A 14,039-nucleotide genomic window follows, 5' to 3' on the forward strand; every position below is an offset into this window, starting at 1 on the left:
CCAATGTAGGCCCCGGGCCGTACGGCCGCTGCTCAGGAGCGGGACGCCACTCCGGTGAGCGCGGTGAGGACCGGGTCGAGCGCCTGGTTGATCTCGTCGCCGATGGAGCGGAAGAAGGTGATGGGGGCGCCGTAGGGGTCGTGGACCTCGTCGGCCTCCGCGTTCGGCGCCAGCAGCCAGCCGCGCAGCGCGGCGGCGGCCTGCACCAGGGCGCGGGCGCGGTCGACGACCCCGCCGGCCGGTGCGGGGTCCGGGAGGGTCGTGGGGTCTATGGCCCGTACGAGCCGGGTGAACTCCTTGAGCGTGAAGGTGCGCAGGCCCGCGGAGTGGCCCATGGAGATGACCTGGGCGCGGTGGTCGCGGGTGGCGGTCAGGACCAGGTCGGCGCGGATGACGTGCTCGTCGAGGAGCTCCCGGCCGATGAATCCGTCCGGGTCGGCGCCGAGGTCGGCCAGGACGGTGGCGGCGTGCGCCTCCATGGGCGCGCCCTCGTGGCCCCAGGTGCCGGCGCTCTCCACCACCAGGCCGCCGGCGAAGGGGTCGCCGAGGCGGTCGGTGAGGGCATGGCGGGTCAGCCGCTCGGTGATGGGCGAGCGGCAGACGTTGCCGGTGCTGACGTGGAGGATGCGGAAGGTGTCGGTGGAACTGTCCGTGTCCGGTCCCGCTATGCCACGCCCCTGCGGGGCGATCAATTCGCCACCTCGAGGTCGGGCACTACCTCGCGGAGCTGCTCGGCGCTGATCGCACCGGCGCGCAGCAGGACGGGCCTCTTGCCGGTGACGTCCACGATGGAGGAGGGCACGTCGGCGGGGGTGGGGCCGCCGTCGAGGTAGACGGAGACGGAGTCGCCGAGCATCTCCTGGGCGGCGTCGCAGTCCTGCGGCGCCGGGTGGCCGGTGAGGTTGGCGCTGGAGACGGCCATCGGGCCGAACTCGGTGAGCAGCTCGATGGCGACCGGGTGCAGCGGCATCCGGACGGCGACGGTGCCGTGGGTCTCGCCCAGGTCCCAGGTCAGGGACGGCTGGTGGTTGGCCACGAGGGTGAGCCCGCCGGGCCAGAAGGCGTCGACGAGCTCCCACGCCTGCTCGGAGAAGTCCGTGACGAGGCCGTGCAGGGTGTTCGGGGAGCCGATCAGGACGGGCGTGGGCATGCCCCGGCCGCGGCCCTTGGCGGCCAGGAGGTCGCTGACGGCTTCGGGGCCGAAGGCGTCCGCGCCGATGCCGTAGACGGTGTCGGTGGGGAGCACGACCAGCTCACCGCGGCGCACCGCGGCGACGGCCTCGCGCAGACCGGTCTGGCGGTCGGTCGCGTCGCTGCAGTCGTATCGCCGTGCCATTAACGGACCTCCTCGTACAGGGCGAATGTCTGATGTGCCGTGCTCACGGCATCGCCTTTCGCGCGGTGGCGAAGCGGGGGCGATTGTTGAGGTCGGGGTGGTCGGCCGCGTCGGCCCAGCCCCGCTCCTCGGTGAAGATCCACGGCACCTGCCCGCCCTGGGTGTCGGCGTGCTCGATGACGACGACGCCGCCCGGGCGCAGCAGCCGGTGGGCGGTGCGCTCGATGCCGCGGATGGTGTCGAGGCCGTCCTCGCCGGAGAAGAGCGCCAGCTCGGGGTCGTGGTCGCGGGCCTCGGGCGCCACGTACTCCCACTCGGTCAGCGGGATGTACGGGGGGTTGCTGATCACCAGGTCGACCTGGCCGTCGAGCTCGGGGAGCGCGGTCAGGGCGTTGCCGTGGTGCAGGGTGACACGGGAGCCCTCGACGTTCTTGCGGGCCCAGCTCAGGGCGCCCTCGTCCAGCTCCACGGCGTGCACCCGGGAGCGGGGCACTTCCTGCGCGAGGGCCAGGGCGATGGCCCCGGAGCCGGTGCACAGGTCGACGATCAGGGGTTCGACGACGTCCATGGCCCGGACGGCGTCTATGGCCCAGCCGACGACCGACTCGGTCTCGGGGCGGGGCACGAAGACGCCGGGGCCGACCTGAAGTTCGAGGTAGCGGAAGAAGGCGCGGCCGGTGATGTGCTGGAGGGGTTCGCGGGCCTCGCGGCGGGCGATGGCCTCCCAGTAGCGGGCGTCGAAGTCGGCGTCCGGCACGTTGTGCAGCTCACCCCGCTTGACGCCGTGCACGAACGCGGCGAGCTCCTCCGCGTCGAAGCGCGGAGAAGGTACGCCGGCGTCGGCCAGCCGCTGGGTGGCTTGCGCCACCTCTGCGAGCAGCAGGTTCACGTTGATCCTCTCGCGCTTTCGTCACCACTGTCGTCCGTGATCGCCGGACCGGCCTGCTGGGGATCCGCCCGGCGATCGGGGACGGAGCCTACGGGTGTGCCGGTCAGTTGGCGGCGGCCAGCTTCGCCGCCGAGTCGGCGTCGACACACGCCTGGATCACCGGGTCCAGCTCGCCGTCGAGCACCTGGTCCAAGTTGTACGCCTTGAAGCCGACGCGGTGGTCCGAGATGCGGTTTTCCGGGAAGTTGTACGTCCGGATCTTCTCGGAGCGGTCGACGGTGCGGACCTGGCTGCGGCGGGCGTCCGCGGCGTTGCGCTCGGCCTCCTCCTGGGCGGCGGCGAGCAGCCGGGACCGCAGGATGCGCAGGGCCTGCTCCTTGTTCTGGAGCTGGCTCTTCTCGTTCTGGCAGGAGGCGACGATGCCGGTCGGCAGGTGGGTGATGCGGACCGCGGAGTCGGTGGTGTTGACGGACTGGCCGCCGGGGCCCGACGAGCGGTAGACGTCGATGCGCAGGTCGTTCTGGTGGATCTCGACGTCGATCTCCTCGGCCTCGGGCGTGACGAGCACGCCGGCGGCGGAGGTGTGGATCCGGCCCTGGGACTCGGTGGCGGGCACGCGCTGGACGCGGTGCACCCCGCCCTCGTACTTCAGCCGCGCCCAGACGCCCTGGCCGGGCTCGGTGGCGCCGTTGCCGCCCTTGGTCTTCACGGCGACCTGGACGTCCTTGTAGCCGCCCAGCTCGGACTCGGTGGCGTCGATGATCTCGGTCTTCCAGCCCACGCGCTCGGCGTAGCGCAGGTACATCCGCAGCAGGTCGCCGGCGAAGAGCGCCGACTCGTCGCCGCCGGCGCCCGCCTTGACCTCGAGGATCACGTCCTTGTCGTCACTGGGGTCGCGGGGCACGAGCAGCAGGCGCAGCTTCTCGGTGAGCGCCTCGCGCTCCTTCTCCAGGTCCTTGACCTCGGCGGCGAAGTCGGGGTCGTCGGCCGCGAACTCGCGCGCGGTCTCGATGTCGTCGCCGGTCTGCTTCCAGGAGCGGTACGTGCCGACGATCGGGGTCAGCTCGGCGTAGCGCTTGTTGAGCTTGCGGGCGTTGGCCTGATCCGCGTGTACGGCGGGGTCGGCGAGCCGCTTCTCGAGGTCGGCGTGCTCACCGATGAGTTCCTCGACTGCCTCGAACATCAAGTTTCCCTAGCTGGAAGTGACGGGCCTGCTGACGACAAAACGCCGGTCCGGTCGCCCCTCGCACGCGAAGGGCGACCGAGGACCGGCGCCTGCGGGTCGCTACTTCTTGGCGGACCCGGCGGTCTTGCCGAAGCGGGCCTCGAACCGCGCCACGCGGCCACCGGTGTCGAGGATCTTCTGCTTGCCCGTGTAGAACGGGTGGCACTCGGAGCAGACGTCGGCACGGATGGTGCCGTCCGCGACGGTGCTACGGGTGGTGAACGAGGCGCCACAGGTGCAGCTGACCTGCGTCTCGACGTACTCCGGGTGGATGTCGCGCTTCAAGGGGATCTCCTAGGTTCGGGAGAGCACCGGGTCGCAGAGGCGGGATTGCCTTGCGTGAACCGGGGCCGACGTACCAGTTTGCCAGGACTGGCCGTATCCCCCAAAACGAGAGGTGGCAGCCGGTTATTCCCGGGCCCGTCCGACGGTGGACGGACGGTGGACGGGCTACTTCACGACGTCGTCGGCGCCGGTCCTGCTGCCCGCGCCGTCCTTGATCGCGGACTCCGGGATCGGCTTGTCGTCGCGGAGCGCCGACCAGATCTGCCCGCTGGCCTCGGTCAGCGGGATCACCCGGTTGGGGTCCTGGGGGTCGTCGCCGACCGGCAGCGTCACCATGTGCATGTCCTCGGAGCCGATGCCCTTGAGGCCGCTGGTGAACGCGTACAGCTTGTCGACCGAGGCCAGCTCGCGGTCGGTGGTCAGCGCCTTGGTGGCGGTGTCGGCGAGCCCGTAGAGCTTGGTGGGGCTGGTGAACAGGCCGACCTGCTTGACCTGGTCCAGCAGGGCCTTGATGAACGCCTGCTGGAGCTTGATCCGGCCGAGGTCGCTGCCGTCGCCGACGCCGTGCCGGGTCCGTACGAGACCGAGGGACTGTTCGCCGTTGAGGGTGTGCTTGCCCGCGGGGAGGTCGAGGTGGCTCCACTTGTCGCGGATGGGCTTGGTGGTGGTGACCTCGACCCCGCCGAGCTTGTCGATCAGCTTCTGGAAGCCGGCGAAGTCGACCTCCAGGTAGTGATCCATCCGGATGTCGGTCATCGCCTCGACGGTCTTGACGGCGCAGGCCGCGCCCCCGACCGTGTACGCCTCGTTGAACTGCGCGTGCTTGACGGCCGGACTGACCTTGCCCTTCGGGGTCTTGCACTCGGGGCGGGCGACGATCGTGTCGCGGGGGATGCTCACGACGCTGGCCTGCTTGTGGCCCGCGTAGACGTGGACGATCATCGCGGTGTCGGAGCGGGAGCTGCCCTCGTCCCTGCCGTAGGCGCTGTTGGCGCCGGCCCGGGAGTCGGAGCCGAGGACGAGGATGTCCTGGGAGCCGTTGTCGACGTTGACGGGGCGGTTCTTGCCCAGGGCGGCGTTGATGTCGACGCTGTGGAGGTTGCCGTTGAACTTGAAGTAGAGGAATCCGGCCCCGGCTCCGCCGACGAGGACCACACCGGTGGCGGTCCAGGCGGCTATTCGCCAGCCCTTACGAGGGGGACGGGCCTTGCGGCGCCGGCCACCGGAGCCACGGACTCGGCGTCGGTGCGCTCCCGCCCGCTCGCTCTTGATCTCGTCAGCCATGCGTTCCTCTGTCCTCCGCTGGGTTATCGGCTACCCCCTGCCCGCTCGGTGCTCTCGGTGCCAGGCCGGTCTTCCGTCATCTGTCATGACGGGGAAGCCTGCGTCAGGGTTGCACAGGCCGTTATGAGGACCGTCTTAGAAATTTTCCGGACGGCGGGCCGGTTACGGATCTCCCCCGCCTGCCGTGACCTGCGCTTTCGGCCAACCGAAGGGGGCCGGTTCCGGCCAATTCCGAACGGCCGCGCTGTGGCGCACATCTCAAGAGGTCACGGGTCGGTAACGCAAAGCGCGGGGCCTCCCCGCCACGGCTGTGGCGGGGAGGCCCCGGTGGTGCGTGAGCGCCGCGCGGATCAGTCGTTGCCGTTGCCCGAGGAGGGCGTCGTCTTCGCGATCTGCATCAGGAACTCGGCGTTGGACTTCGTCTGCTTCATCTTGTCGAGAAGCAGCTCGATGGCCTGCTGCGAGTCGAGCGCGTGCAGCACCCGGCGGAGCTTCCAGACGATGCCCAACTCCTCGCCACCCAGGAGGATCTCCTCCTTGCGGGTGCCGGACGGGTCGACGTCGACGGCCGGGAAGATGCGCTTGTCGGCGAGCTTCCGGTCGAGCTTGAGCTCCATGTTGCCGGTGCCCTTGAACTCCTCGAAGATCACCTCGTCCATGCGCGAGCCGGTCTCGACGAGCGCGGTGGCCAGGATGGTCAGCGAGCCGCCGTCCTCGATGTTGCGCGCGGCGCCGAAGAACTTCTTCGGCGGGTAGAGCGCGGTCGAGTCGACACCACCGGACAGGATGCGGCCCGAGGCCGGGGCGGCCAGGTTGTAGGCGCGGCCCAGACGGGTGATCGAGTCCAGCAGGACGACCACGTCGTGACCCAGCTCGACGAGGCGCTTGGCGCGCTCGATGGCCAGCTCGGCGACGGTGGTGTGGTCCTCGGCCGGGCGGTCGAAGGTCGAGGAGATGACCTCGCCCTTGACCGACCGCTGCATGTCGGTGACCTCTTCCGGACGCTCGTCGACCAGGACGACCATCAGGTGGCACTCGGGGTTGTTGGTGGTGATCGCGTTGGCGATCGCCTGCATGATCATGGTCTTACCGGTCTTCGGCGGGGCCACGATCAGACCGCGCTGGCCCTTGCCGATGGGGGCGACCAGGTCGATGATGCGGGTCGTCAGCACGCCCGGGTCCGTCTCCAACCGCAGGCGGTCCTGCGGGTAGAGCGGGGTGAGCTTGCCGAACTCCGGGCGGCCACGGCCGGTTTCGGGCGCCATGCCGTTCACCGAGTCGAGGCGCACGAGGGCGTTGAACTTCTCGCGCCGCTCGCCGTCCTTCGGCTGCCGCACCGCGCCGGTGACGTGGTCACCCTTGCGCAGGCCGTTCTTACGGACCTGGGCGAGGGAGACGTAGACGTCGTTCGGGCCCGGGAGGTAGCCGGAGGTCCGGATGAACGCGTAGTTGTCGAGGATGTCCAGAATGCCCGCGACGGGGATCAGGACGTCGTCCTCGGAGACCTGCGGCTCGTTGCCGAAGCCGGCCTCGTCACGGCCACGACGGCCACGGCGGTCGCGGTAGCGGCCGCGGCGGCCGCGACGGCCGCCCTCGAAGTCGTCGTCGTCCTGCGGGCCGCCCTGGGGGCCGCCCTGCGGCGCGCCACGGCCGTCGCGCTGCTGACGGTTGCCGCCCTGCTGGCCGGCGTCGTCACCGCGGTTGCCACGGCGGTCACGGTCACGCTCACCGCGCTCACCGCGCTCGCCACGCTGGCCGCGCTCACCGCGGTCGCCACGCTCACCGCGGTCGCGCTCGCCGCGGTCGCGGCGGTCGGCCTTCTGGCCGCGCTCGGCGCGGTCCTGGCGGTCGGCGCCCTTGGCGCCCTTGCCCTCGGCGGTGTCCAGCGCGGTCTCGGCCTTGGCCTCGACCCGCTCCTCGGTCCGCACCTCGGCCTTGGCCTCGGCGGTGACCTCGGGGCTGCCGGTGGGCGCGGTGGCCCGACGGCGGCGGCGCTCGCCGGCCGGCAGCTCGTCACTGCTCGGCTGGCCCGGGATCTCGATCTGCTGCTGGGCAGCGGCCTTCTCGGCGGGCTTCTCGGCCTTCTCGGCCTTGTCCGCCTTGTCCACGGCCGCCTCACCCGTACGGGCCTTGGAGGTGGCGCGGCGCTTCGGCTTGGTCTCGGCGGCCTCGGCCGTCCCGTCGCTCTTGGCGGGCGCGGCGGAACCGCCGGCCTGCCGTTCCTTGATGACCTCGATCAGCTGGCCTTTGCGCATCCGCGCGGTGCCCTTGATGCCGAGGCTGGAGGCGAGCTGCTGGAGCTCCGCCAGGACCATGGCGTCGAGGCCCGTGCCCGAGCGTCGCCGCTTGGGGGCGGTGGCAGCACCGGTGGCAGGCGCGGCGGGAGCGTCCGTGGCGGGCGCGGAGGCATTGCCGGCGGCGCCGGCGTTCACGCCCATCAGATCGGTGGTGTCGCTCACGAAGGGGTCCTTCCCTGGAGCGGGCGTCGGCCTGTCTTGGCTCGGCGACCGGTTGTGCTGTCCGGCTGCGGTCTGGCTTTGCGGACCGGGCCGGGGCGGTGGTCCGCCGGTACGGCGGAAGAATCAGTTCATTGGTTCCGGCGTGAAGAAATGTGGTGAAGACATGACGTACCAACTTCACTCATGTCACCCACGCCGATTCCGGAGCGTGCTCGAATCTGCTCAGGCAGGCTGCTCAGGCAGTTTGGGAGGCTCCCGGAAGAAAAGCGGTCCCTGATCGGGACACAGAGCACCGAGCCGATGTGGCTTCGAGTGCAGACTTGAGGTTAACACTACCGGATCCCACAAACATTCCCCCTCTCCAAGACCGGCAACCGCTATTTTCCGCGGGGCCGGGGTCACCCCGGGCCCCGCGGCGATCAGGCGAGCGGCAGCACGCTCGTCCCCCCGGCGTCAAGGGCCAGCCGGTTGGCCGCCCACCCCTCTCCCGCCAGTCGTGCGACCTTGTCGGCCGCACCGTTCTCGACCAGTGCGAGGACCGTGGGGCCCGCACCGGAGATGACCGCGGGGACGCCGTCCGCGCGCAGTCGGTTGACCAGGGCCACGCTCTCCGGCATCGCCGGGGCGCGGTAGTCCTGGTGGAGCCGGTCCTCGGTGGCCGGCAGCAGCAGCTCGGGGCGCCTGGTCAGGGCCTCTACGAGCAGGGCCGCACGCCCGGCGTTGGCCGCCGCGTCCACATGGGGGACGCTGCGCGGCAGCAGCCCCCGGGCGGTCTCGGTCAGGACCGGCTTCGCGGGTACGAAGACCACCGGAACGATGGAATCCGCAGGGTTCATCCGAATGGCCCGCGCCACTCCGGACTCCATCCACGCCAGGGTGAAGCCGCCGAGCAGACAGGCCGCGACGTTGTCGGGGTGGCCCTCGATCTCCGTGGCGAGCTCCAGCAGCGCCGCGTCGTCGAGCTTCTCGGCCCCGCCTATGGTCACGGCGCGGGCGGCGACTATGCCCGCGCAGATGGCGGCGGAGGAGGAGCCGAGGCCCCGGCCGTGCGGGATGCGGTTGGCGCAGACGACCTCCAGGCCGCGCGGCTGGCCGCCGAGCAGGTCGAAAGCGGTGCGCAGGGCTCGTACGAGCAGGTGGTTCTCGTCACGCGGCAGGCTCTCGGCACCCTCACCCGCGATGTCGATGTGCAGGCCGGACTCGGCCACCCGGACGACGACGTCGTCGTACAGCCCCAGGGACAGGCCCAGGGCGTCGAAGCCCGGGCCGAGATTTGCGCTGGTCGCGGGGGTGCGCACGCGGACAGCGGCGGCGCGGAAGGCGGGACCGGCCATCGCTCGATGACTCTCCTTGGTGTGGCCTCGGTGGGGCGTGCAACGTCCGCAAGGGCCGCGACGGCGATGCCGCGTGGGGGGCGGCAGGGGTCTGCGACGGGGCGGAGTGAGTACAGCCTATCGAAGGAAGGTTCTGCGGCGACATAGGGCGCACGGGAGGCGCACGATGCGTGTCGCCTGCGGCGCGCCGGATATGTGGCGGCGTGGGGTGGATGTGCCGGTTACGGCGTGTCCACAATCTCCCCCAGCTACCGCTGGGAGGTGCCCCCGGACGGGCTGAATCCAGCCCGTCCGGCGATGGGACCGGGGTCCGGGGCGGAGCCCCGGGAACGTACCGTCAGACGAGGCCGAGCCGCTGCGCGGCAACCGCGGCGTCCACCGGGACGACGACCGGCTGCGGCGTGCCCGCCACCGCCCAGTCGGGGTCCTTCAGGCCGTTGCCGGTGACCGTGCAGACGATCCGCTGGCCCGGGTCGACCAGGCCCAGCTCCGCGGCCTTGAGCAGACCCGCGACGCTCGCCGCCGAGGCGGGCTCGACGAAGACGCCCTCCTGGGAGGCCAACAGCCGGTAGGCGGCCAGGATCTGTCGGTCGGTCACCTCGTCGATGAGACCGCCGGACTCGTCCCGCGCCTCCTCGGCGAACCGCCAGGACGCGGGGTTGCCGATGCGGATCGCGGTGGCGATGGTGTGCGGGTCCTTCACCGGCTCGCCGCGCACGATCGGCGCCGAACCGGACGCCTGGAAGCCCCACATGCGGGGCTTGCGGGTGGCGATCCCGTCGGTGGCGTACTCGCGGTAGCCGCGCCAGTAGGCGGTGATGTTGCCCGCGTTGCCGACCGGCAGGACGTGGATGTCGGGCGCGTCGCCGAGGGCGTCGACGATCTCGAAGGCCGCGGTCTTCTGGCCCTCGATGCGCACCGGGTTGACCGAGTTGACCAGCGCGACCGGGTACTGCTCGGACAGGCCGCGGGCCAGCGTGAGGCAGTCGTCGAAGTTGCCGTCGACCTGGAGGATGCGGGCGCCGTGGACCAGCGCCTGGCCCATCTTGCCGAGCGCGATCTTGCCCTGCGGCACCAGGACGGCGCAGACCATTCCGGCGCGTACGGCGTAGGCGGCGGCCGAGGCGGAGGTGTTGCCGGTGGAGGCGCAGATGACGGCCTTGGCGCCCTCCTCCTTCGCCCGGGTGATGGCCATCGTCATGCCGCGGTCCTTGAAGGACCCGGTGGGGTTGGCGCCCTCGACCTTGAGGTGCACCTCGCAGCCGGTGCGCTCGGAGAGCACCTGGGCGGGGACGAGCGGCGTGCCGCCCTCGCGCAGGGTGACGACGGGCGTGTCGGCCGTGACCGGCAGCCGGTCGCGGTACTCCTCGATGATGCCGCGCCACTGGTGGGTACGCGGCGCCTGGCGGCTGTTGTTGGCAGACATTGCTTTCGTAACTCCCCTTATTCGCCTTCGACGCGCATGATGCTCGCGACCCCGCGGACCGTGTCCAGACCCCGCAGCGCCTCGACGGTCGCCGAGAGGGCGGCGTCGGGGGCCCGGTGGGTGACCACGACGAGGGACGCCTTGCCGTCCTTGCCCGTCTGGCGGACGGTGTCGATGGAGACGTCGTGCTCGGCGAAGACGGTCGCGACCTGGGCCAGGACACCGGGCTTGTCGGCGACGTCGAGGCTGATGTGGTAGCGCGTGACCACCTCGCCCATCGGGCTGACCGGCAGGCGGGTGTAAGCGGACTCACCCGGTCCGGTGGACTCGGCGAGCTTGTTGCGGCAGACGGCCACCAGGTCGCCGAGGACCGCGGAGGCGGTCGGCGAGCCGCCCGCGCCGGGCCCGTAGAACATCAGCTGGCCGGCGGCCTCGGCCTCGACGAAGACGGCGTTGTACGCCTCGCGCACGGAGGCGAGCGGGTGGCTGAGCGGGATCATCGCGGGGTGCACCCGAGCGGTGACCGACTGCCCGTCCGCGGCGCGCTCGCAGATCGCCAGCAGCTTGATGGTGCAGCCCATCTGCTTCGCGGAAGCGAAGTCGGAGGCGGTGACCTCCGTCATGCCCTCGCGATAGACGTCATCGAGGCGTACGCGCGTGTGGAAGGCGATCCCGGCGAGGATCGCGGCCTTGGCGGCGGCGTCGAAGCCCTCGACGTCGGCGGTCGGGTCGGCCTCGGCGTAGCCCAGGGCGGTGGCCTCGTCGAGCGCCTCGGAGTAGCCGGCGCCGCTGGAGTCCATCTTGTCGAGGATGAAGTTGGTCGTGCCGTTGACGATGCCGAGCACCCGGTTGACCTTGTCACCGGCCAGGGACTCGCGCAGCGGCCGGACCAGCGGGATGGCGCCCGCGACGGCGGCCTCGTAGTACAGGTCGGCGCCGTGCTCCTCCGCCTTGGCGTGCAGGGCCGCGCCGTCGCCGGCGAGCAGGGCCTTGTTCGCGGAGACGACGCTCGCGCCGTGCTCGAAGGCGGTGGTGATCAGGGCGCGGGCCGGCTCGATGCCGCCGATGACCTCGACGACCACGTCGATGTCACCGCGTTTGACGAGCGCGGTGGCATCGGTGGTGATCAGCTCCTCCGGCACACCCGCCCGTACCCGGCCGGGCCGGCGGACGGCGATGCCCGCGAGCTCGACCGGCGCCCCGATGCGGGCCGTGAGGTCGGCGGCGTGCGTCGTCATGATGCGCGCCACCTCTGAGCCGACCACACCACAGCCCAGCAGCGCCACCTTCAGCGGACGCGTACGCATCATCCGACCCCTGCTCTTCATCGACACAGCCTCATACATCTTGGGTAGTGCACCAGTCTCACTCACCGAACGGGGGATTCCGCCCCCCGTCCAGTATCCGAGATCTATATTTCCGTATTTCCGTCGGCCGACGTGATTCCCGCGGGCCGACGCCGGGTCGGCCGGCCCGGAAGGGGCCGGCCGGCATCGCGTCCGTCAGCCGACGTCGAGCCGGAGAAGGTCCTCCTCCGTCTCGCGGCGGACGATCACCCGCGCCGCGCCGTCCCGCACCGCCACGACCGGCGGGCGCAGCGCGTGGTTGTAGTTGCTGGCCATGGAGCGGCAGTACGCGCCGGTCGCGGGCACGGCGAGCAGGTCGCCGGGCGCGATGTCGGCGGGCAGGAAGGCGTCGCGTACGACGATGTCGCCGGACTCACAGTGCTTGCCGACGACGCGGGAGAGCATCGGCTGGGCGGTGGACGTCCGGGAGGCCAGCGCGACGCTGTACTCGGCGTCGTAGAGCGCGGTGCGGATGTTGTCGGACATGCCGCCGTCCACGCTCACGTACGTCCGCAGGCCCGGCAGTTCCTTGACGGTGCCCACCTCGTACAGCGTGAAGGCCGTCGGCCCGACGATGGCGCGCCCCGGCTCCACGGAGATCCGCGGCACGGCGAGCCCGGCGGTCGCGCACTCGCGGGTGACGATGTCGCGCAGGGCCGTGGCGATCTCGCGCGGCTCGCGCGGGTCGTCGTCGGAGGTGTAGGCGATGCCGAGGCCGCCGCCGAGGTCGATCTCGGGCAGCTCGACGCCGTGCTCGTCGCGGATCTCCTTCAGCAGCCCGATGACGCGGTGGGCGGCGACCTCGAAGCCGGAGGTGTCGAAGATCTGCGAACCGATGTGGGAGTGGATGCCGATGAGCTCCAGCCCGTCGAGCTTGAGCGCGCGGCGGACGGCCTCGGCGGCCTGGCCGCCGGCGAGCGCGAGGCCGAACTTCTGGTCCTCGTGGGCGGTGGCGATGAACTCGTGGGTGTGCGCCTCGACGCCGACGGTCACCCGGATCTGTACGCGCTGCCGCTTGCCGAGCCGGTCGGCGATGTGCGCGACGCGGACGATCTCCTGGAAGGAGTCGAGGACGATCCGCCCGACGCCGGCCTCGACGGCGCGGGTGATCTCCTGGACCGACTTGTTGTTGCCGTGCAGCGCGATGCGCTCGGCGGGCATCCCGGCGGCGAGCGCGGTGGCCAGCTCGCCCTCGGAGCAGACGTCGAGGTTGAGCCCTTCCTCGTGCAGCCAGCGCACGACGGCGCGGGAGAGGAACGCCTTGCCGGCGTAGAAGACGTCGGCGTCCGCGCCGAACGCGTCGCGCCAGGCGCGGCAGCGGGCCCGGAAGTCGTCCTCGTCGAGGAAGTACGCGGGCGTCCCGAACTCCGCGGCGAGCTCGGTGACGCTGCGGCCGCCGACGGTGATCGTCCCGTCCTCGGCGCGGCCGACGGTACGGGCCCACACGTGCGGGTCGAGGGCGTTGAGGTCGGCGGGCGGGGCGGTGTAATGCCCCTCGGGAAGGACGTCGGCGTAGCGGGGCCCGGCGGGGTGGGCGGAGCGGCTCATGGTCTCTGAATCCCCTCAGAGGTGTGCGGGTGCGGTGATGCCGAGCTGGTGGAGGCCGTCTGCCAGCACCTTGCCCGCGGCCTCGGCGAGGGCCAGACGGGCGCGGTGAACGGCCAAGGGTTTCTCGTCACCGCGGGGCAGCGTGGGGCACGTGGCCGTCCAGCGGAGGAAGGCGTCGGCGAGACGTTCGAGGTGCCGGGCGAGGCGCTCGGGGGCGCGGGCGGCGGTGACGCGGGCGTGGTCGGCGAGGGCGGCGAGGAGCGCGGTGGCGTCCCCGTCGATCTCCCCGGCCTCGGACGCGAAGCCCAGGTCATGGGCGTTGCGGAGGAGCGCCTGGCTACGGGCGTGGGCGTAGCGGACGCGGAAGAGGGGGTTGCTCTCGCGCTGGACGAGCAGCTCGGCGCGGTCGAGGCCGGGCGGGCAGAGCAGGCTCCAGCGGGCGGCGTCGGGGCCGAGCCGGTGGAGGAGCTCGGGGGAGGGCGGGGGCAGCGGGAGGACGGGCGCGGGCGGACGCTCGCGGAGCAGTTCCCGCACCAGGTCTCTGGAGGGGTCGTCCAAGGTGATGTTGAGGAATCCGGGACCGGCGATGTCCACCCGGGCGATACCGGGCTCGGCGGCGAGCCGGCGGCGCAGCACCTCGGCGATCTCGGGGACGGGCCGGCCGGTGTCCTGGGCGACGCGCAGGGCGACGTTGGTGGCGTAGTCGCCACACCCGGGCCGGGGAGGGACCCGCACGGTGACCCGCTCCGGCACGACGGCGGGCAGCTCGGCCGCCTCGACGGCGCGGCGCACGGTGTGCAACACGGTGCGGGTGAGATCGGCGGGGGTCACAGGGTCAAGCCTAGGGGAGAAGGGGGGCGGCTCGGCGAACAGGTTTCACGAGCTGGGACGGCGGCGGCCGGGCCCG

12 protein-coding genes are annotated in these 14,039 nt (G+C 71.6%); all 12 read right to left on the reverse strand.

What is annotated here, in order from left to right; genetic code table 11:
* Window positions 1–32: 32 nt before the first annotated feature.
* Window positions 33–692 (reverse strand): arsenate reductase/protein-tyrosine-phosphatase family protein, encoded by a 660-nt coding sequence (locus ACZ303_RS10910; RefSeq protein WP_467337325.1) that lies wholly within the window; start codon window positions 690–692, stop codon window positions 33–35.
* Window positions 689–1,336, reverse strand: coding sequence for an L-threonylcarbamoyladenylate synthase (locus ACZ303_RS10915; RefSeq protein WP_467337327.1), 648 nt, complete (start codon window positions 1,334–1,336; stop codon window positions 689–691). Before ACZ303_RS10915 ends, ACZ303_RS10910 begins: the two co-directional genes overlap by 4 nt.
* Window positions 1,337–1,379: 43 nt before the next feature.
* On the reverse strand, window positions 1,380–2,225 hold the full coding sequence (prmC, locus tag ACZ303_RS10920; protein ID WP_467337329.1) for a peptide chain release factor N(5)-glutamine methyltransferase: 846 nt from the start codon (window positions 2,223–2,225) through the stop codon (window positions 1,380–1,382).
* 103 nt (window positions 2,226–2,328) lie between these two features.
* Window positions 2,329–3,408, reverse strand: a complete 1,080-nt coding sequence (gene prfA / locus ACZ303_RS10925) for a peptide chain release factor 1 (RefSeq protein WP_467337331.1) — start codon at window positions 3,406–3,408, stop codon at window positions 2,329–2,331.
* 102 nt (window positions 3,409–3,510) lie between these two features.
* On the reverse strand, window positions 3,511–3,735 hold the full coding sequence (rpmE, locus tag ACZ303_RS10930; protein WP_086573283.1) for a 50S ribosomal protein L31: 225 nt from the start codon (window positions 3,733–3,735) through the stop codon (window positions 3,511–3,513).
* A 165-nt stretch (window positions 3,736–3,900) separates the two neighbouring features.
* Entirely contained in the window at window positions 3,901–5,019 is a 1,119-nt protein-coding gene (locus ACZ303_RS10935; RefSeq protein ID WP_467337334.1) for an LCP family protein, read from the reverse strand.
* 350 nt (window positions 5,020–5,369) lie between these two features.
* Window positions 5,370–7,478 carry a transcription termination factor Rho gene (gene rho, locus ACZ303_RS10940; protein WP_467337336.1) on the reverse strand — a complete coding sequence of 703 codons (2,109 nt, stop codon included), beginning with the start codon at window positions 7,476–7,478 and terminating at the stop codon, window positions 5,370–5,372.
* 419 nt (window positions 7,479–7,897) lie between these two features.
* Window positions 7,898–8,812 carry a homoserine kinase gene (gene thrB, locus ACZ303_RS10945; RefSeq protein WP_467337338.1) on the reverse strand — a complete coding sequence of 305 codons (915 nt, stop codon included), beginning with the start codon at window positions 8,810–8,812 and terminating at the stop codon, window positions 7,898–7,900.
* A 337-nt stretch (window positions 8,813–9,149) separates the two neighbouring features.
* On the reverse strand, window positions 9,150–10,238 hold the full coding sequence (thrC, locus tag ACZ303_RS10950; RefSeq protein ID WP_467337340.1) for a threonine synthase: 1,089 nt from the start codon (window positions 10,236–10,238) through the stop codon (window positions 9,150–9,152).
* A gap of 17 nt (window positions 10,239–10,255) precedes the next feature.
* Entirely contained in the window at window positions 10,256–11,548 is a 1,293-nt protein-coding gene (locus ACZ303_RS10955; RefSeq protein WP_467337482.1) for a homoserine dehydrogenase, read from the reverse strand.
* A gap of 192 nt (window positions 11,549–11,740) precedes the next feature.
* On the reverse strand, window positions 11,741–13,132 hold the full coding sequence (lysA, locus tag ACZ303_RS10960; protein WP_467337342.1) for a diaminopimelate decarboxylase: 1,392 nt from the start codon (window positions 13,130–13,132) through the stop codon (window positions 11,741–11,743).
* Between the two features lie 15 nt (window positions 13,133–13,147).
* On the reverse strand, window positions 13,148–13,963 hold the full coding sequence (gene nrtL / locus ACZ303_RS10965; RefSeq protein WP_467337344.1) for an ArgS-related anticodon-binding protein NrtL: 816 nt from the start codon (window positions 13,961–13,963) through the stop codon (window positions 13,148–13,150).
* Between the last annotated feature and the right edge of the window lie 76 nt (window positions 13,964–14,039).

Source organism: Streptomyces sp. NPDC023527 (assembly GCF_055560115.1).